The following is an 18,350-nucleotide window of genomic DNA, read 5'->3' on the forward strand; positions in this document are numbered from 1 at the left end:
CCTGCGTAAGTACGAGGGTGCCGTCATTCTGGTGACGCACGATGAAGGCGCCGTGGAGGCACTGGCTCCCGAACGGGTTCTGTTGCTTCCGGATGGTGACGAGGATCTGTGGTCCGATGACTATCTGGATCTGATCGCGCTGGCTTAATTTCGCTGGCTTAATTTCGCTGGCGTAGCGAGTGGCGCCGCCCTGTAGTCTTGACCTATGCCACAACTTATCCTGATGCGCCACGCCAAGGCGGCGAACGGCAGCAGAGATTTCAAGCGACCGCTCACCAGATCGGGCCGAGAAGAAGCCTTCTCCCAGGCCAGCCCGCTGACCGACCGCGTTGGGCGCATTGACCTTGTTCTCGTTTCGGCGGCCGAGCGCACCCTCCAAACCCTCGAGGCCCTGAAATCAGGCGGATTGGAGGTGGGGGAGGCACTCCCCAGCGAGGACCTGTACGGGGCCGGCTGGCACGAGGTGGTGGAGATGCTGCGCGAGGTTCCCGCCACGGCCGGCACGGTTCTGGTTGTGGGACACGAACCCACCATGTCGGCTGCCACCGGATTGCTGGCCGCCGAGGATTCGCCCGCATACGGCCAATTGCAGTTCGGCTTTCCCACCGCCACGGCGGCGCTCGGGCGCGTGGAGGAGTGGGCCGGGCTGGATGAGGGGGGCCTCTACCTCAGCGAGATTCTTCGGGTGGCCCGGTAAGTTTTTTGACGACGACGACGATCTTTTTCGACGCCGCCGGTCTCACCACGAAGCCGGTGTACCAGTGGTTAATCCCTGAGCTGGCGCGCGGCGGGCGTGGCGTGTGCGTGCACGCTCTTGACGGCGCTGCTTAGCCCATGCGGAGTATCCCTTGGCCCACTGGGCCTTGAGTTCGGGATCTGACATAACAAGGGCAACTGTCTGGCAATCCTCTGGGCCCGTGACGTAGGGCTGGCACAGTGTGCAGGGCTCGCCGTACCTGAGAGGGCACTTGGGAGCGTTGGCATTGGACACGGTTCTATTTTACTCCTTCGGCATCCCAGCCGAGCAGTGCGATGAGGATATCGAGGCGCGGTACGGTAATGGCGGCATCGGCGCGCTCCAGAACAATGGGTTTGGCGCAGAACGCCACGGACAGTCCGGAGATCTCCATCATGCCCAGATCGTTGGCACCGTCCCCCATGGCCACCACGCGATCCAGCTCCACACCCAGATCGCTTGCCCACTGGCGAACGGCGGCGGTTTTGGCTGCGCCGTCTATGATCTGGCCACTGGTGCGCCCGGTCAGGCGCCGATCGTCCACTTCCAGCCTGTTCGCGAGGATGCGATCAACACCTAGCGGGGCCGCGAACTGGTCCACCACCTCGTGGAAGCCGCCTGAGACCAAGCCGAAGGCTCCGCCGCGCCCGTGCACGGCGCCGATCAGCTCGCGAGCGCCGGGGTGCACTATTACACGGGCGGCTGCCTGCTCAAACACGCTCTGCTCCACGCCTGAGAGTGTGGCCACGCGCTCGCGCAAAGACGCAGCGAAATCCAGTTCGCCGGCCATGGCGCGTGAGGTGATCTCCCGGACCTGCTCCTCGCTTCCGGCGGCACCGGCCAGCATCTCGATCACTTCGTTGGCAATGAAGGTGGAATCCACATCGGTCACGATCAGGCCGGGGCCGTCCGTGGCCATCGCTCCGGTCACCATGGCTGCGTCCACTTTGAGGGCAATCGCAGGCCCGCGCAGCTGTTCGCGAAGCCACGGCCCGTCTACCTCCGTGCGGGCCCGCCCCACGAGGCTCAGGGTGTGCAGATCGTTGACTGCCGGCTCGCTGGACTGAACACCGGCACACGCCTGCTCGAACACATGGTGGGTGTGGGCAAGGAGACCGGGCGGCAGGGGCGAAGGTGAAGCGAGGGAGAACCGGATCGGCTCTCCCTCGCGAATAGTCAGGCTCATGCCGCCAGACTACCTACTTCGGAACATGCATGCCCTTGGGTACCACGGTGATGCCACCGGGGGATATGTCCAGCCCACGCTCACGGTCGCGCTCATGATCAACGCCCACACTGGCGCCTTCTTCGATCACGGCGTGCTTATCGATGATTGCGTTGACAATCGTGGTGTTGCGCATGACTTGGACGCCGTCGAATATGACGGATTGGCGCACCGATGCCCACGAGTTCACGCGCACACCGGGTGAAAGCACGGAGCCGATCACTTCGGCACCCGAGATGATCACTCCGGGCGAGATGATGGAATCAAGGGCGTGGCCAAGCCTCGTGTGGTGCCCGTACACGAACTTTGCGGGCGGCAGGCCCGTGTAGCCCGTGAGAAGCGGCCACCGATCGTTGTACAGGTTGAATACGGGCTCCACGTTGATGAGATCCATGTTGGCATCGTAAAAGGCATCGATGCTTCCCACGTCGCGCCAGTAGTTCTCATCGCGTTTGGTGGATCCTGGCACCGCGTTGAAGGTGAAATCGTAAACCCCGCAATTGCCGGCATCCACGAAGGACGGAACGATGCTCCCGCCCATATCGTGGGCAGAATCCTCGTCGGCCGCGTCCTCCATGAGAACCCTGTACAGGGCCTCGGTGCTGAACACGTAGTTGCCCATGGAGGCGAGGAACTCGTCCGGTGAATCTGGCAGGCCAAGCCCCGTGGTGTCCTGCGGCTTTTCGAGGAAGCGGGACACCTTCTTCGTGTTGTCCTTATCCACATCGATCACACCGAACGAAGGCGCCAGATCCAAGGGCTGGCGAATGCCGGCCACGGTCAGATCGAAGCCCGATTCGATGTGCTGGGCAACCATCTGGGAGAAGTCCATGCGGTAGATGTTGTCAGCACCGGTCACAAGTACGATATCGGGGCGTTCGTCATCGAGCACGTTGAGTGACTGGTAGATGGCGTCCGCTGACCCTAAGAACCAATTCTTGCCGCGGCGTTGCTGAGCGGGAACCGGTGCCACATAGTTGCCCAACAGGTTGGACATCTGCCACGTCTTCGTGATGTGACGGTCAAGAGAATGGGACTTGTACTGCGTCAGTACGATGATTTTGAGGTACCCCGAGTTCACGATGTTGCTCAACGCAAAATCGATCAGGCGGTAAATTCCCCCGAATGGGACGGCTGGTTTTGCGCGGTCTTGGGTGAGCGGCATGAGCCGCTTTCCTTCTCCGCCAGCCAAGACAATGCTTAGTATGCGTGGTTCTGATCTCATGGAAACACTCTAGCGAATGAGAGTGACCGAGCGCACGTTTTGGACAACTCGTGCAATCTTCTCCTGAGTGCCCCGTTTGCGGATAGAGTAGTGGCTGAGCATTTTCAATGAGGAAGGACTAACATGCGAGTCGATCTGCTAACCCGCGAATTTCCACCACACGTGTACGGCGGTGCCGGGGTGCACGTGACCGAACTTGCGAAGGTCCTCGGCACACACGCCGATGTACGTGTCCGGGCTTTTGACGGTCCCAGATCTGAGGATGACGTGGCAGAGTTGCCACATGGCGTGCAGCTAGATGGGTACGATTATCTGGCCGGTTTGGAGAACGCAAACGCCGCGCTGCGTACGCTCTCAGTTGATCTGGCGATCGCTCAAGATATTGGTGGGGCGGACATTGTCCATTCCCACACGTGGTACGCCAATATGGCCGGTCACCTCGGCTCGATGCTGTACGGCATCCCTCACGTGGTTTCCGCCCACTCGCTGGAGCCACTACGCCCGTGGAAGCGCGAACAGCTGGGCGGCGGATACAACATTTCCTCGTGGGCGGAGAAAACGTCTTATGAGGCAGCTGCGGGAATTGTTGCCGTATCAAACGGTATGCGTGAGGACATTCTGCGCGCCTACCCGAAGATCCACCCTGAGCGCGTGAGGGTTATCCACAACGGAATCGATCTGGACGAATGGAAGGCTCCGCAAACGGAGGCCGAGTGGGAGAAGGCTCGCGAATTCTTCGCCTCGTACGGCTTGGATCCGGATCGGCCTACGATCGTGTTCGTTGGCCGGATCACGCGTCAGAAGGGCGTGCCGGGATTGCTGCGTGCCCTGAAGAAGATTTCCCCGGAGATTCAGGTGATCTTGTGCGCTGGTGCTCCCGATACTCCCGAGATCGCGGATGAAACCCGCAAGCTTGTTGAGGAACTCCAGAAGAATCGCGATTCCGTTGTGTGGATTGAGGACATGCTGGGCCACGATCGGATTGTTCAGCTCGAATCGTGTTCCACGGTGTTTGTTACGCCCTCTATTTACGAGCCGCTCGGCATTGTGAATTTGGAGGCGATGGCCGTTGGGTTGCCCGTTGTGGGTACGGCCACCGGTGGTATTCCGGATTGTATCGACGACGGCGAGACCGGCACCCTTGTTCCCATCGAACAACTTAATGATGGAACGGGCACGCCCATCCATCCCGAGAAGTTCGAGGCCGATTTGGCCGAGGCGCTTGAGGATATGTGTTCCGATCCGGCACGCGCCAAGAAGATGGGTGCTGCGGGGCGCAAGCGCGTGGAAGAACACTTCTCGTGGGCCTCCATCGGGGTGAAGACGATGGACTTCTATCGGGACGTTATCGCCGGACTTTAGCCAAGCTGGTCTAGGCTAAGACCATGCGTGATGTGTTGGAACTGAAAGATGCCACTGTCAAGCGCGGTGGCCGCAACATCTTGGAGCAGGTCAATTGGCGGGTCAACGAAGGTGAACGCTGGGTAGTGCTCGGGCCGAATGGAGCGGGTAAAACCACATCCATTCAGCTGGCCGCTGGGCGGATGTACCCGTCCAGCGGTGAGGTCCGGATTGTTGGTGAAACTCTCGGACACGTGGATGTGAACCAGCTGCGCCCACTGGTTGGCTTGGCTTCGGCCTCCCTCGATGCCAAGATTCCATCCGGCCAGCGCGTGATTGACGTGGTTCGTACTGCAGCCTATGGTCAGCTCGCCCGTTGGCGCGAGGTGTACGAGGAAGAAGATTCCGCACGCGCTCAGGAGCTTCTTGAGGGCTTGGGAGTTGGTGGGCTGGCGGGGCGGCTGTTCACCACCATTTCTTCGGGTGAAAGCAAGCGCGTGGGCATTGCTCGCGCGCTCATGCCCAATCCTGAGGTGCTCATCTTGGACGAACCCACATCTGGCCTTGACCTTGGCGGGCGTGAATCGCTTCTGCAAACGTTGAGCGGCTTGGCCCATCAGGCCTATGCCCCCGTGCTGGTGCTTGTCACCCACCATGTCGAGGAGATTCCCGAGGGTTTCACCCACGCGCTGCTCTTACGCGAGGGCAAGGTATTCGCCGCCGGTCCCATCGACGAGACGATTACATCGGAGAATATGTCCCGGCTATTCGGCTTATCGCTGGCGATCGAGAGTTCGCAGGGGCGCTACGCCGCACGGGCCCTGCACCGAAACGGGGCGTGACGGGCCCTTTGTCCTTTTGTCGGAGTGTGCCTGTAAGCTTAACCTCAACGGTCGCCAAGGAGCGCGGCACGAACGGAAGGATTTCCGCATGACTTGGTACATCTGGCTGATCATCGCCATCGTCTGCTTTATCATCGAGACCTTTACCGTCGAGTTCACATTCTTGATGCTCGGCGGATCAGCGCTCGTTGCAACGGGCGTTGCTTTTGGAACAGATAGCTTGGTGTGGCAGGTTCTCGCATTTTCCGTCGCCTCCCTTGTCTTGATCTTGTTTGCCCGCCCGTGGGCCCTCAAGAAGATGAATCCGCAGGGCCCCGCCGCAGGAAACGTCTACGGGCAGGTAGGCAAACACGCCCGCACCCTCACAGGTGTGGATGATCGATCGGGCCGTGTCAAAATCGGTGGTGACGTCTGGTCGGCTCGGTCAACTGTCGGATTTATTCCTGAGGGAGCCGACGTCGTCGTCGTCCATATAGATGGCGCTACCGCAGTAGTTGCGCCTTACACACCCCAGTCTTGACCCCAAACGAACCAACGGAGGAACCACATGGATTCGAGTGAAATCGTACTAATTCTGCTTGGCCTTCTGCTTATCTTTGTGATCGCGTCCGTTTTTCGGGCCGTCTTCAAGGTACATCAGGGCTACACCGTGATCGTGGAGCGGCTTGGACGCTACCACAAAACGTATCAACCCGGGCTCCACTTTCTTGTGCCGTTCTTTGACACCATCCGCCAGCGCATCGATATGCGTGAGCAAGTGGTGCCTTTCCCGCCTCAGACGGTGATTACCTCGGATAACATCAACGTATCCATCGATACCGTCATCTACTACCAGATCACTAATCCAGAGGCTGCCACCTACGAAATCGCGAACCCCATGTCCGCGATCGAGCAGCTGTCCGTGACCACGATGCGTAACATCATCGGAACGATGGACATGGAGCAGGCGCTGACCGGACGTGACCAGATCAATGGTCAGCTCCGCGGCGTGCTGGATGAGGCGACTGGGCGCTGGGGTATTCGAGTGTCCCGCGTGGAGCTCAAGGCGATCGATCCGCCGGCCACTGTGCAAAACGCCATGGAGCAGCAGATGAAGGCCGAGCGTGACCGCCGCGCCGCAATTCTGACCGCTGAAGGTGTCAAGCAGTCCGCGATTCTGACCGCTGAGGGCGAGAAGCAATCCGCTATTCTGCGTGCTGAAGGTCAGGCACAGTCCACCATCTTGAAGGCGCAGGGTGAATCCCGAGCCATCCTCCAGGTGTTCGATGCTATCCATCGCGGCAACGCGGATCCGAAGCTGCTCTCCTACGAGTACATCCGGATGCTGCCGCAGATCGCGCAGTCCTCCTCGTCCAAGCTGTGGATGATCCCGAGCGATTTGACCTCTGCGCTTGACGCCGTGTCCAAGGGCTTTTCTCAGCCTGGCGATTCGGATGATGAAGAACCCGCCAATAGCACGCCGAAGGAGAGCCGCGTGCGGTTCCCGGAGAAGGGCGAAATCGCCGAGGCATTGGCAGCCACAAGCCTGCCGGACATCGATCAGGCCCTCACCGATGCCAAGGGTGAGGCGAGCAAGGCCACCGATGTGGCCACCGAATCGGGTACCCAGAGCGGGCGTCACTTTGATCCGGGTGCGGAATCTGGGCAACGTCCCAACCTTCCCGATGGGATCTAGCTGTTAGTAGCTGATGGAGACGCGGGCCGAATTGTTCGGCCCGCGTTTTCGTGTGTCGGGCCGGATTCGCAGGTAGTGGGACGAACGTGCAACCATAGGGCGTGCTCATTTCGATTACTGACTTGGATGATCCGCGACTACTCGATTACAACCACCTGACCGATGTGGCGCTGCGGAGGAAGCTGGAAACCGAACACGGGCTCTACATGGCCGAGTCCACGAAGGTCATCATGCGAGCTATTGAGGCCGGGCACAAGCCGCGTTCCTTCCTGACGGACGCGCGCTGGTTGCCGGATCTGGAGCCGTGGATTGAACAGGCAACAGGAAGTCCCGATGGCGGGGATCTGCCCGTGTTTATTGGGCAAGAGGATACACTGCAGCAGATCACGGGATTTCACTTGCATCGCGGGGCGTTGGCAGCCATGAACAGGCCGGAGCTTGCCGATCCGGTCCAGCTTCTCTCCACGGCAGGTGGGGGAAAGCCTGCCAAGAGAATCGTTATTCTCGAGGGGCTTGTGGATCACACCAATGTGGGTGCGATTTTCCGTTCGGCGGCTGCGCTGGGTGTCGATACCGTGCTGGTGAGTGATGATTGCGGAGATCCTCTGTACCGGCGTTCGGTTCGAGTGTCCATGGGGACCGTGTTTCAGGTTCCGTGGACGCGCATTCACGAATGGCCCCGGTCTATCGAGCGTTTGCATCAGGCGGGGATCACAACGGCCGCTCTCGCGTTGAGAGAGGGGGCGATCCCGCTGGACGAATTCGCGCAGCTGCCCGAATGTACGGGGGAGGATTCGCGCGTGGCTCTCATCATGGGCACAGAAGGTGATGGCCTGAAACAGCGCACCATCAACACGGCAAACTACACCGTGACTATTCCCATGGCCGGGCACGTGGATTCGCTCAACGTTGCGGCCGCGAGCGCGGTGGCGTGTTGGGAACTGCGTATCCGCTAGCCACTATGTAGTCATGACGTAATACCGGGTATACCCCGTCGCCTTGCGGGGAATACCCGGTGAAGGTGAAGGCATGGCTGAATCTTCACCTCTTGAAAAACAAGTTGCTACCCTTTTCGCTAAGACGCTTCGCAGCAGGCGTGAAGAACTGGGATTATCGCAAGAAGATGTGGCACAAAAGGCCGGGATCGATCGCAATCATTATCAGCTCATGGAACATGCCCGCTCCGATCGTAAATCGAACAAGCCTGTTAATCCCCAGATGTTTACTCTCTTAAGGCTCGCCGATGCGCTGAAGATGCCTCTCGAGGATCTCATTGAGGATGTTGCGATTACTTACCGGCGTGAGAGTGGTAGCTCCCTAGGAAATGGTTGATGCCCCCGCGTAACCGAGTTGGCGCCACGCCTCGTACACCGCGATAGATGCGGAGTTGGCCAGATTGAGCGATCGCAGGTGTGGCATCATCGGGATACGCAATGCGCGTTCAATCGCGGGGTGGGCAACCACGGATGCGGGAAGGCCGGTGGGCTCCGGGCCAAAGAGAAGGACGTCACCATCGCGATAGGACACATCGGCAAAGCTATTCTCCGTGTGGCCCGTATAGGCGAAGATGCGCTGGCCTTCCACATCCGCAAGCAGCGCGTCAAAGTCCTTGTGGATTCGCAGATCGGCAAGATCGTGGTAATCGAGGCCGGCGCGCTTGAGGTGCGCGTCTGAAAAGTTGAATCCTAGGGGTTCCACCAAGTGGAGGACAGATCCTGTGCATGCGGCAAGGCGTATGGCCGCACCAGTGTTGCCCGGGATGCGCGGCTCGTAGAAGACGATATGAAACACCCCCACATGCTACTCGGCCTGTGGGGGTTGGGGTTTAATCCCTCCGGTAGGTGGCGGTCAGGCGTGCGCGCGCGATCGTGTGGAACACCGCCGTGAATGCGGCCGTTGTGGGAGTGACTGATGCCGCCTCAAGGCCCAGTGTGGGGACGTCAAGGGCGTGGACGGCAAAAATGTAGCGGTGTGGCCGGTCTCCTAGCGGTGGAGCGGCACCTGCATACCGGGCTTCGTTTGCGTCATTGCGGACGTGTAGCGCTGATTCCGGTAGGAGAATGTCCGAGCTGCCAGCTCCTTGGTCCAACCTCGTGGTGCTACGCGGAACGTCAATGATGGTCCAGTGCCAATACCCGGCGGGTGTGGGTGCGTCAGGATCGAAGCAGGAGACGAGGAATCCTTGAGTTTCCTCGGGAAATCCTTTCCACGACAGCTGTGGGGAGAGGTTTGCTCCGTCGGCTGTGTGCATGAGGGGCATCAGCTCTCCGTCGCGAATGTCCGTGCTGGTCAGTGCGAAATCTGGACAGGCGGGGAGCAGGTTGTATGGGTCTGGGGCTATCGGCCGTGTGAAGTCCATAACACCACGGTAGAACATGGCCGGTGGGCAGGCAAAGAGGCAGGGCCAACAACTTCGTGGTGGAAACGTGTGGGAGGGAGAGGTTAGTCTATTTATCGAACACAGTTTCGAGTATTGGTGAAAGCGGAGGGGGAGTGATGGATACAGCCGGGAAGCTAAGCGCTGCACGCAGTGTGTTGATGCAAGCAGAAACGGCCGTTGGATTGAACGTAAGCCGCTCCCTTGATCGCCATGATTCTGAGTGGGACCACCTTGCCCGCTGGGATGTTCCTGCCCCTTTACAGGAAGTTTTTCCGGCTGGGCTGGCCCAAGGAATCACTATTGGCGTGCATGGCAGCAGGCTTACCAGCATGCTGTTGGCCGGGGTTGCCAGCTCGCAAGGTGCGTGGGTTGCCTGCCTAGGGATTCCCGATATGAGTTGGGGGATGGCCGGGATCCTCGGCATGAATCTTGAGCATACGGTCTGTGTGCCGGATTGCCCTGGCCCCATGCTTACTCAAGCCATTTCGGCGGCGATTGATGGTTTTGACGTTGTTCTTGTTGGCCCCAGTATTCTTGAACGCCGCGATACCCGTGTGCTGGCACGCCGGGCACTATCGCGGCGAACCCTCCTTCTGGGAGAAGGATGGCATGCGCGCAGCCACGCCGATGGGACCCTCGTTGACATAGGCGGGGCGGGGCGGGGCGGAGGCCACATTTCTTCTCTGACACTGCGGTTGAGCACTGATTCTTCAGATACGTCCAGCCTGATTGAGATCACGGGGCAGGGGTGGCAGGCGGCCGAAACGATAGATCGTGGCCTGCACGCTGTTTCGCGATTGGAAGTGGTGGGCTCATGAGGATATCCGGGAGTGTGTGGGTGCCCGATTGGGCGGTGACAGCCGTAGAAATCTCCGGGGAGATAGAACCGGGCACACCTGCGGCGGTATACGGGAAAAGCGGCATTGTTTCGGCCAATTCATGGGCGCGCACGGAAGGTGTTCGTGAAGGTATGAGCCGGCGTGGGGCGCACGCGCTGTGTCCTAGCGCCGTCCTTCTCCCCGCCGATCCCATGCGGGAAGCGGCCCGGTTCGAGCCGATCATGCGAGCCCTTGATCGTCATATCGCGAACGCCTTAGTGATTGAACCCGGGCGTGTTCTTTTTACTGCTACGGGAGCTATCAGGGCGGCCGGGGGTCCAGAGCCTCTCGCTGAAGCGGTGATTGGAGAGATCAACGATGCTGCCGGATGCGAAGGGCTGGTGGGTTTCGGCCAAGGAACACTCACCGCGCTGTTAGCGGCTTCCGGCAATGAATGTGTTGTGCCGGAACGCACGATCTCCTACTTGGACAACAAGCCGTTGAGCGCTCTGAGGGTTGCGGCTTCATCCCAGCGTGTGCTCCTCGAGATCACGGAGTGCATTGAGTTGTTGGGCAGGCTGGGCATTTCCCGTATTGGTGGCCTTCGCAAGCTTGGACGAATAGCGCTTATGACCCGTTTCGGGCAAACAGGTCACCTGATCTGGCGGCTGATATCTGCAGAAGATGTGCATGTGGCCGGCCAACAGAAGGCCGCGCCCGAATTTTCCGCTTCCCGCGGGTTTGATCCTCCGTTGGACAACACCGAACAGACAGTGTTTGCTGCGAAAATGCTCGCGGATGAACTGGGCGAAGAAATGGCCTCGCGATCGCTAGCCGGAGGAAGGCTCGCAATCAATGCCCATCTGATGAGTGGTAGTGAACTGCGGCGTTCATGGCTGCTTGACGGGGGAGGCGTCAAAGACATCGTGGACCGGGTCCGGTGGCAGCTGGCAAGTTGGTTGTCCGGGGGAGAAGAGGGATCCAGCATTGTCCGCCTCACCCTCCAGATGGATGATCTGCTTCCTGCCGGCTACCGCCCCCAGCCGCTGTGGGGCGGGCAGAGCGCCAATGACTATCGGGCGGAGAAGGCGGCCGTGCGGCTTCAAAGCCTTCTTGGTGAAGAGGCCGTTCAGGTGCCCTACAAGGCAGGCGGGCGCCTGCCCAGTGAACGCTATCGGGTGCGGGCGTGGAATGAGGCGCGATCGGGTATCGATCAGGGGGAGCTGCCATGGCCTGGAGCCCTTCCGGAGCCCTCGCCGTGCATCCTCCACGCGCAATCGCACCACGTTGATCTGCTTGATGGGTCCGGGCACCACCTGCGGGTTCTGGGGGACGGTGAGCTCGCCTGCCCGTTCGGTTGCCTGGAGCACACTCCCACGATCTTTAGCAGACCGGGTGGGGATATCGCTGTTATCACGTTTGCGGGCCCATGGATTATTGAACAGCGCTGGTGGGATCACCCCATGCGCCGGGCCTACCTTCAGGTTGTGGGCGCGGGTATCGGGGCACTTATCTACATCGAACGTGATGAGTGGAAAGAAGAGGGACTCTATGCCTAAGTGGGCTCCTTACGCTGAGCTCCATGTTCATTCTGCCTACAGCTTCTTGGATGGGGCGTCCCTTCCCTCTGAGCTGGTGGAGCGTGCCGTGGAACTGGAACTGGAGGCCATCGCTCTCACGGATCACGATGGCTTTCCCGGAGTTGTCCAACACATGGAGGCTGCCCGCACCTTGGGCATGCCCACCGTGTTTGGAACAGAACTCACGCTGCCCGGGGAATCGAGGGACTCCCAGCGTGCGGAGGATGTCCAGCGCGCAGGCCAAGCAGATCCAAGCGGCGAACACCTTCTTCTGCTGGCGCGAAACGCTCAGGGGTACCAGTCCCTGTCCCACACCGTCGGACAGGCGAAGCTGGCCAGCGGGAAGAAGGGAGAAGCTCACTACAACCTTGAGGATCTTGGTGAACGCTCCCGTGGCCAGTGGCTCGTTCTTACGGGTTGCCGCAAGAGCGCAGTCAATCGCGGGCTGGCGGGACCAAGCGCCGCAAAGCAGTGGGCACCGGCTGTGGCCCGAAAGGAGATCGAACGCCTGATATCTGTGTTTGGCCGCGATAACGTTGCCGTTGAACTGACGGATATGGGAGGGCCCCTCGATCGCGAGCGCTGCGATCTTCTCGCAGGACTAGCCCACGATCTTGATGTTGAGGCGGTGGCCACCGGCAACGTTCACTATGCCAGAGCAACGGACCGCCCGGTTGCCGATGTTCTGGCCGCCACGCGGGCACGCCGGCCCTTACACGCCATGGATCCCTACCTTCCGGCATCGGGGCAGTACCTGCGATCAGGAGCCCGCATGCTCCAGCGGCATAGCGATCACCCAGATGCGGTGGCGGCTGCTGCACGGGTTGGACGGGAATGCTCCTTCGATCTCAATCTCTTAGCACCGAACCTGCCGCCTTTCCCCGTCCCGGATGGCCACACCGAAGCCACGTGGCTGCGCGAGTTGGCCCGGCGCGGCGCTAGGGAACGCTATGGCAGCGATAACCCGGTGGCGTGGCGGCAGATCACCCATGAACTCGATGTGATTGAACAGTTGGGGTTTCCCGGCTACTTCCTCATCGTGGAAGAAATCGTGTCCTTTTGCCATTCTCAGGGGATCTGGTGTCAGGGACGCGGATCGGCAGCCAATTCTGCGGTGTGCTTCGCGTTAGGGATCACGGCTGTAGACGCGGTGAAGCATCAGATGCTTTTCGAGCGCTTTCTTTCCCCGGGGCGTTCGGGCCCACCGGATATTGATGTGGATATTGAATCGGGCCGGCGCGAGCTGGTGATCCAACACGTCTATGAGCGTTACGGGCGCGAATGCGCGGCGCAGGTGGCCAACGCCATCACGTATCGGCCACGTTCGGCCATACGGGATGCCGCACGTGCACTCGGATATGATCAGGGTCAGGCAGACCAGTGGGCAAAGAACGTCGAACACAGGGTCCCGCGGCGCCCCGGGCGCGTAGCGGATCTGAGTAAAGATCTCCATCGGGAACAAACGGATGAGCTGGTTGCCACCGAGGGAAGGCAAGCTCTGATGGATTCACGGTGGGACATCGGAGAGATGCCGGAGGAGGTGGGTGCCATTGCCGGCCGCCTGCAACGCCTCCCGCGCCACCTTGGCATCCACTCCGGTGGAATGGTGCTGTGCGACCGCCCTGTCATTGACGTGTGCCCCGTCGGGTGGGCAACCATGCCAGGGCGCACTGTCCTGCAATGGGACAAGGATGACTGCGCGGAGGCTGGACTAGTGAAGTTTGATCTCCTCGGATTGGGAATGCTGACGGCCCTGCGTATTTCCTTCACATGGCTTGCGGAAAATGGCGTGCGTGGCACCGATGGTAGGGCGCCCAATCTCCACAATCTTCCTCAGGAGGATCCTCGCGTGTACCAGCTTCTTCAAGCGGCAGACACGGTAGGTGTTTTTCAGGTGGAATCACGCGCTCAGATGGCCACCCTGCCTCGCCTGCGCCCCGAAGTGTTCTATGACATCGTTATTGAAGTGGCACTCATACGCCCAGGCCCGATTCAGGGACAATCGGTCAGCCCCTACCTCAAACGGCGGAGAAACCGTGAGGAGATCACCTATCCTCACGAGCTGCTTCGCCCCGCGCTAGAGAAAACATTGGGCGTTCCCCTCTTTCAAGAACAGCTGATGCAGATCGCGATCGATGCTGCCGGATTTACCCCGGCTCAGGCCGATAGGCTGCGCAAAGCGATCAGCTCGAAGCGTTCTCATGAGAGGATGGAAGCGATTCATGCGGAACTTCTTGAGGGAATGAGCGCTCGCGGTATCGATACGACAACAGGCGAGGAAATTTTCGAGAAGCTCCAAGCGTTCGCGGAGTTCGGCTTCCCAGAATCCCATGCCTTTTCTTTCGCCTACTTGGTGTATGCCTCAGCCTGGTTGAAGGTGCACTACCCAGAAGAGTTCTATGCTGGCCTCCTTGCAGCCCAACCCATGGGCTTCTATTCACCTCAGTCACTCGTGACCGATGCACGCCACCACGACGTACTAGTCCTCCCACCCGATGTGACCGCCTCTCAAGAGGAGGCATCGGTAGAAGCGTGCGAGCCGAGAACCTTCACAGAACACGGGCTTGTGGATGCCCACGCACAGAAGGCGTTGCGCCTAGGGCTCACGCAGATCCACGGAATGAAGCAGGCCATTGCTCCGATCCTTCGCGCTCGCGATGAGTGCCCCTTTTCCAGCACGGCAGATCTAGCCCACCGTGCCAAGCTCTCGCGTCAGGATCTGGAGGCTCTCTCCAGCGCAGGGGCTCTCCGGACACTGGGCACTGATCGGCGTGAAGGAATCTGGCTAGCGCATAGCCTTGAGGATCAGGGAACCACCCACGGGATGTACTATCAGCCAACAATCCCGGGAACACAGGCCCCCGCTCACGTTCCTGATCTTCCTCAGATGAGTGAGGCTGAACAGGTCAACACGGATCTGCGAATGACGGGAATCTCCTCATCCGCCTATCCCACCGAGTTTCTTCGCCCCGATCTGAACGCGAGGGATGTTTTTCGCATTGCGGATCTGGGGCACGCACAGGAAGGCCGCCGGATTCTTGTGGCTGGAGTTGTGACTCATCGCCAGCGGCCGCATACCGCTCAAGGAGTCACGTTCATTTCCCTCGAAGATGAAACCGGATTGCTGAACGTGGTGTGCTCGCACGGGCTGTGGCAACGCTACCGGCACGTGGCGCGCACCAGTTCGGGCCTTGTGGTTCGCGGCATGGTGGAGCGCGGAGATGGCGCCATGAATTTTGTTGCTGATCGCCTAGAGCCGCTTTCTTTGAGCGTCCCGCTGAAGTCACGAGATTTCCGGTAGCGGATGCCGCGCTGTAGGCCCGGCAGCCGTTAGACTGAACGCACTGCACGATCTGGAAGGGGATAGTTTTATGGCAAAGGGGAAGGCCATCGCAAGCATCTGGAAAGCAGCCGCCAAAGCTGGTCCGATCGTCATTCTTGTTGCACGGCAACTCACCCCACAGATCCAGAAGATTCTCAAGGAAAATCCGGATGCATTTGCCGGGTTACTCCAGCGATTCAGTCGTGTACGTCAGGCGAAGAATACGGAAAGTGCCCCGAAGGGGTTGGAAAACCGAGCGACGATCCTGCGCGAGCAGGTGGTTTTCCTGTACGCATCGGCTAACACCTCGGATCTGGCCAAGCAAGCTATCGCGTGGCGCAATGAATTGGACGCCATCGAGAGGGCACTGCCCGTGATCAAGGCAATGAAGCGCGGGGCGCAGATCTCCCAGCGCAGAAAGTTCTCACACCGCCTCGATGAACTCTCCCAGCAAATACTCGCGGCAAGCCTCGCCGACGAGGTAGAGGATGCCGTGATCGTAGACGATCAGCCAACTGACCCAGAGATTCCCTAGGAGGAAACATGGGGGATAACACCGCGATCGCAAAGATGCGAATCGCAGGAAAAAGCGAAGCAGAGATTGCCGATTTTTCCCGTGCCCTTGCTCATGTGCGTGCTGGCCAACGAACACTGATTCCCGAACGAATCATCGAGCCGCTCACCAACATTCCAAGTTTCGCATCGCTTGAGAGTACGCCTGATAGCTCAAAGGCTCTGGCCCACACGGCCGTGCTCAAGCTCAATGGCGGCATTGGAACAACGATGGGGCTTGACGGGCCCAAATCCCTCCTTGAGGCACACGGTGGCCGCACGTTCCTGAGCATCGCACTGGGTCAGATTCTCTCCATACGGGAGCGTTGCAGCACCCCGCTGCCATTCATCTTGTTGAATTCAGACGCCACAGATGCGCCAACACGTGCGGCGCTGGGCTCTGACAACACTCCGACGGACGGCATTCCACCAACCGTGATGCAATCAGTGGTTCCTCGGCTTGACCCAGATACGTTGGATCCCATCTCGTGGCCAGAGGACCCTGCGCAGGAATGGGCGCCACCGGGCCACGGTGACCTGTACGGTGTCCTGATCCGCTCGGGGCTACTGGATAGGCTGATGGACCGAGGCTACCGTTTCCTCTTTGTGGCCAATATCGACAACTTGGGGGCCTTCCCAGATCCGGACATCGCCGCATGGTTTGAATCCACTGGGGCGGATTTTGCTGCGGAGGTCGTGCGCCGGACTCCTATGGACACCAAGGGCGGGCATTTCGCCAGAAGAATTTCGGATGGAGGCATCGTGCTACGTGAAACCGCTCAGACTCCCGAAAGTGATTTGCCCTTCTTCCAGAGCGTTGATCGCCACCCATACGTCAACACGAATAACCTCTGGCTGAATCTCGCATCCCTCAAGGCGATGAGCGCCCGCGGCGGCCCGTCCCTGCCTGTGATTGTCAATAACAAGATGGTGGGCAAGGGCCAACAGGCAATACCTGCCATTCAGATTGAAAGCGCCATGGGCACCGCCATCGGAAGCTTTGCCCATTCGGAGCTTCTGGAGGTGGACAACACTCGCTTCATACCCGTGAAGAAGATGGCGGATCTCATGCTGCTGAGGTCAGATGCCTTCGAGCTCACGGAGGAGAGCCGCCTCAAGGACCGCGCCAGCGTGCGCCCGATCGTTGATCTAGATTCTCGATACTTCTCCCGCTTCGAGGACTTTACGAAGCGTGTTCCCGAAACACCGTCCCTCGTACACGCCCGCTCGCTGACCGTGCGCGGGGATACGTCCATTCCGCCGGGATACGTGGCCAGAGGGGATGCGGTGATTACCGTATCTCAGGTTTAGCGCGGAGTTTCCTCACCGAGTCCTAGGATGCCCGGAATGTTGGGCGGGAAGAAGCCGGGACCCTTGAGCACCTTGCCATCCTCTCGGAAGATCGGTTTGCCATCGGCGCCCAGCTTGGACAGGTTGGAGGCTTGGACTTCCGCCAAAACGTCGCGCATCGGGATGCCTAATTCGAGTGCCATCCCGTAGAGCACGTACACCAGATCGGCGAGGGCATCAGCCGTTTCCACAGTATCGCGGGTATGAGAATCGGAAGCCACAGCTTTCGTGAACGCCTCTTCAATGAGCCCGCGTGCATCTGGCCCATAGATGGCACCCACGAGCTCGGAGAACTCCTCGGCAACCAGTGCCATACGCATGTGTACACGCTCGCGATCAGCGTTTGGAGTATCGGATACCACGGGCAGGCCGTACGTCTCGTGGAACTGGCGAACAAGTGCCTCCGGGTCCCGCGAATCTGGGATTGCAGGGTGAACCTTGCTTGGCCCAAACCACGCGTGCTGGGGTTTGCGGGGATCGTCTCTTAAGAGTGAGGCCAGCAGGCTACCGGCAGCTCCACCGCCGTTGGCTATCGCAGTGCTCCGCACGAGGCCCTCGAACGTGAATCCCGCTCGCCACGCCACCTTCGCCGATGGCCAGTTGGGCACGCCATCAATGACGTGGCAGGAGTACTGAATGGCCTCCAGGCCCATCTCGTCAAACCCGTAATCCACCACACGCTGGACCGCATCGGTCATGATGCGGCGCCCGCGGCTTTCGGGTGCCAGCCAGAACCCGATTTCAGCGATCGTATCAGCGTGTTTTGTGAGCCCGATGGCGCCGAGAATGTCAGATTGTGCGGAATTCGTCGTCGTCGATCGAATAAACCATGTGGGCGAATCCTTCTCCCACCCGGGAAGTACGACGTCCTCAATGAAGGCCACGGCGTCCTTGCGCTCGTAAGGTACCGGAACCGTAGTCCACTTCTGAATCTCAGGGTCTTGGCACAGAGCCGTCAGTTCGTCCGCATCGCCGGGCTGGGGGACCGTGAGCGAGAGCGAATCGGTTTCGAGGATCGTAGGCAACATGGCAGAGAGTCTACCGCCAGACGAGTTTGAGATTTTTGACGACGACGGCGTGACAAACCGACGCCCACAGAAAGGCGATGCACGTCACCACAAAGAACCGGCGTTAGGTTTTGTCGCTACAGTAAACCGCGTGCTAAAGTTTTATCCGTTGCTCGGGGAGATAACCCAAGAAACAAGTCACCTGCGCGGGTGGCGGAATAGGCAGACGCGCTAGCTTGAGGTGCTAGTCCTCGTATTAGAGGGTGGGGGTTCAAGTCCCCCTCCGCGCACAATGTG

The 18,350-nt window shown here is 59.7% G+C and carries 18 protein-coding genes and 1 tRNA gene; 13 read left to right on the top strand and 6 right to left on the bottom strand.

The genetic code is table 11. From position 1 onward, the window contains the following. Window positions 1-205 precede the first annotated feature (205 nt). Window positions 206-697, top strand: a complete 492-nt coding sequence (locus ACTHV6_RS10080) for a SixA phosphatase family protein (RefSeq protein ID WP_441387370.1) — start codon at window positions 206-208, stop codon at window positions 695-697. A gap of 42 nt (window positions 698-739) precedes the next feature. On the opposite strand, the gene ACTHV6_RS10085 is transcribed toward ACTHV6_RS10080, so the two are convergent. The 3 genes from ACTHV6_RS10085 to ACTHV6_RS10095 are packed head-to-tail and all read right to left on the bottom strand — an operon-like array spanning window position 740 to window position 3,186. Beyond that, on the bottom strand, window positions 740-991 hold the full coding sequence (locus tag ACTHV6_RS10085) for a DUF6767 domain-containing protein (RefSeq protein WP_441387372.1): 252 nt from the start codon (window positions 989-991) through the stop codon (window positions 740-742). A 4-nt stretch (window positions 992-995) separates the two neighbouring features. Continuing rightward, window positions 996-1,922, bottom strand: a complete 927-nt coding sequence (gene serB, locus ACTHV6_RS10090; RefSeq protein WP_441387373.1) for a phosphoserine phosphatase SerB — start codon at window positions 1,920-1,922, stop codon at window positions 996-998. A 13-nt stretch (window positions 1,923-1,935) separates the two neighbouring features. Then, window positions 1,936-3,186 carry a glucose-1-phosphate adenylyltransferase gene (locus tag ACTHV6_RS10095; protein ID WP_441387375.1) on the bottom strand — a complete coding sequence of 417 codons (1,251 nt, stop codon included), beginning with the start codon at window positions 3,184-3,186 and terminating at the stop codon, window positions 1,936-1,938. A gap of 123 nt (window positions 3,187-3,309) precedes the next feature. Between ACTHV6_RS10095 and glgA the strand changes: the two genes are divergently transcribed. The 6 genes from glgA to ACTHV6_RS10125 all read left to right on the top strand — a co-directional run bounded on the left by glgA (window position 3,310) and on the right by ACTHV6_RS10125 (window position 8,376). Then, the gene (gene glgA / locus ACTHV6_RS10100; protein WP_441387377.1) at window positions 3,310-4,548 is read left to right on the top strand and encodes a glycogen synthase; all 1,239 of its coding nucleotides are present in this window, start codon (window positions 3,310-3,312) and stop codon (window positions 4,546-4,548) included. 23 nt (window positions 4,549-4,571) lie between these two features. Next, on the top strand, window positions 4,572-5,369 hold the full coding sequence (locus ACTHV6_RS10105; protein WP_441387379.1) for an ABC transporter ATP-binding protein: 798 nt from the start codon (window positions 4,572-4,574) through the stop codon (window positions 5,367-5,369). A gap of 88 nt (window positions 5,370-5,457) precedes the next feature. Further along, window positions 5,458-5,889 carry an NfeD family protein gene (locus ACTHV6_RS10110; RefSeq protein WP_441387380.1) on the top strand — a complete coding sequence of 144 codons (432 nt, stop codon included), beginning with the start codon at window positions 5,458-5,460 and terminating at the stop codon, window positions 5,887-5,889. Between the two features lie 27 nt (window positions 5,890-5,916). Continuing rightward, window positions 5,917-7,044: an SPFH domain-containing protein gene (locus ACTHV6_RS10115; RefSeq protein ID WP_441387382.1), complete on the top strand. Its 1,128-nt coding sequence runs from the start codon at window positions 5,917-5,919 to the stop codon at window positions 7,042-7,044. Between the two features lie 101 nt (window positions 7,045-7,145). Next, on the top strand, window positions 7,146-8,000 hold the full coding sequence (locus ACTHV6_RS10120; protein ID WP_441387384.1) for a TrmH family RNA methyltransferase: 855 nt from the start codon (window positions 7,146-7,148) through the stop codon (window positions 7,998-8,000). A 73-nt stretch (window positions 8,001-8,073) separates the two neighbouring features. Then, window positions 8,074-8,376, top strand: coding sequence for a helix-turn-helix domain-containing protein (locus ACTHV6_RS10125; RefSeq protein ID WP_441387386.1), 303 nt, complete (start codon window positions 8,074-8,076; stop codon window positions 8,374-8,376). Here ACTHV6_RS10125 and ACTHV6_RS10130 read toward each other — a convergent pair. Together ACTHV6_RS10130 and ACTHV6_RS10135 are read right to left on the bottom strand one after the other, a co-directional pair. After that, the gene (locus ACTHV6_RS10130) at window positions 8,362-8,835 is read right to left on the bottom strand and encodes a tRNA (cytidine(34)-2'-O)-methyltransferase (RefSeq protein ID WP_441387387.1); all 474 of its coding nucleotides are present in this window, start codon (window positions 8,833-8,835) and stop codon (window positions 8,362-8,364) included. The genes ACTHV6_RS10125 and ACTHV6_RS10130 overlap by 15 nt on opposite strands. Before the next feature lie 34 nt (window positions 8,836-8,869). Beyond that, window positions 8,870-9,403, bottom strand: a complete 534-nt coding sequence (locus ACTHV6_RS10135) for a YbhB/YbcL family Raf kinase inhibitor-like protein (RefSeq protein ID WP_441387388.1) — start codon at window positions 9,401-9,403, stop codon at window positions 8,870-8,872. Window positions 9,404-9,540: 137 nt separating this feature from the next. On the opposite strand from ACTHV6_RS10135, the gene ACTHV6_RS10140 reads away from it, so the two are divergent. From ACTHV6_RS10140 to ACTHV6_RS10160, 5 genes are all read left to right on the top strand, one after another. Beyond that, window positions 9,541-10,242: a hypothetical protein gene (locus ACTHV6_RS10140; protein ID WP_441387389.1), complete on the top strand. Its 702-nt coding sequence runs from the start codon at window positions 9,541-9,543 to the stop codon at window positions 10,240-10,242. Beyond that, entirely contained in the window at window positions 10,239-11,801 is a 1,563-nt protein-coding gene (locus tag ACTHV6_RS10145) for a Y-family DNA polymerase (RefSeq protein WP_441387390.1), read from the top strand. The genes ACTHV6_RS10140 and ACTHV6_RS10145 overlap by 4 nt, the downstream gene beginning before the upstream one ends. Next, window positions 11,794-15,123 (top strand): error-prone DNA polymerase, encoded by a 3,330-nt coding sequence (locus ACTHV6_RS10150; RefSeq protein ID WP_441387391.1) that lies wholly within the window; start codon window positions 11,794-11,796, stop codon window positions 15,121-15,123. Before ACTHV6_RS10145 ends, ACTHV6_RS10150 begins: the two co-directional genes overlap by 8 nt. Before the next feature lie 70 nt (window positions 15,124-15,193). Then, window positions 15,194-15,679, top strand: a complete 486-nt coding sequence (locus ACTHV6_RS10155; RefSeq protein ID WP_441387392.1) for a hypothetical protein — start codon at window positions 15,194-15,196, stop codon at window positions 15,677-15,679. Between the two features lie 8 nt (window positions 15,680-15,687). Further along, complete coding sequence (locus ACTHV6_RS10160; RefSeq protein WP_441387393.1) at window positions 15,688-17,007, top strand: UTP--glucose-1-phosphate uridylyltransferase; 1,320 nt, start codon at window positions 15,688-15,690, stop codon at window positions 17,005-17,007. Here ACTHV6_RS10160 and ACTHV6_RS10165 read toward each other — a convergent pair. Further along, entirely contained in the window at window positions 17,004-18,074 is a 1,071-nt protein-coding gene (locus ACTHV6_RS10165) for a GNAT family N-acetyltransferase (RefSeq protein ID WP_441387394.1), read from the bottom strand. The two genes, ACTHV6_RS10160 and ACTHV6_RS10165, sit on opposite strands and share 4 nt — an antisense overlap. Window positions 18,075-18,257: 183 nt before the next feature. Here ACTHV6_RS10165 and ACTHV6_RS10170 point away from each other — a divergent pair. After that, window positions 18,258-18,343, top strand: a tRNA-Leu gene (locus ACTHV6_RS10170). Window positions 18,344-18,350: the final 7 nt, after the last annotated feature.

It is taken from the genome of Ancrocorticia sp., assembly GCF_052089425.1.
GTDB lineage: Bacteria > Actinomycetota > Actinomycetes > Actinomycetales > Actinomycetaceae > Ancrocorticia.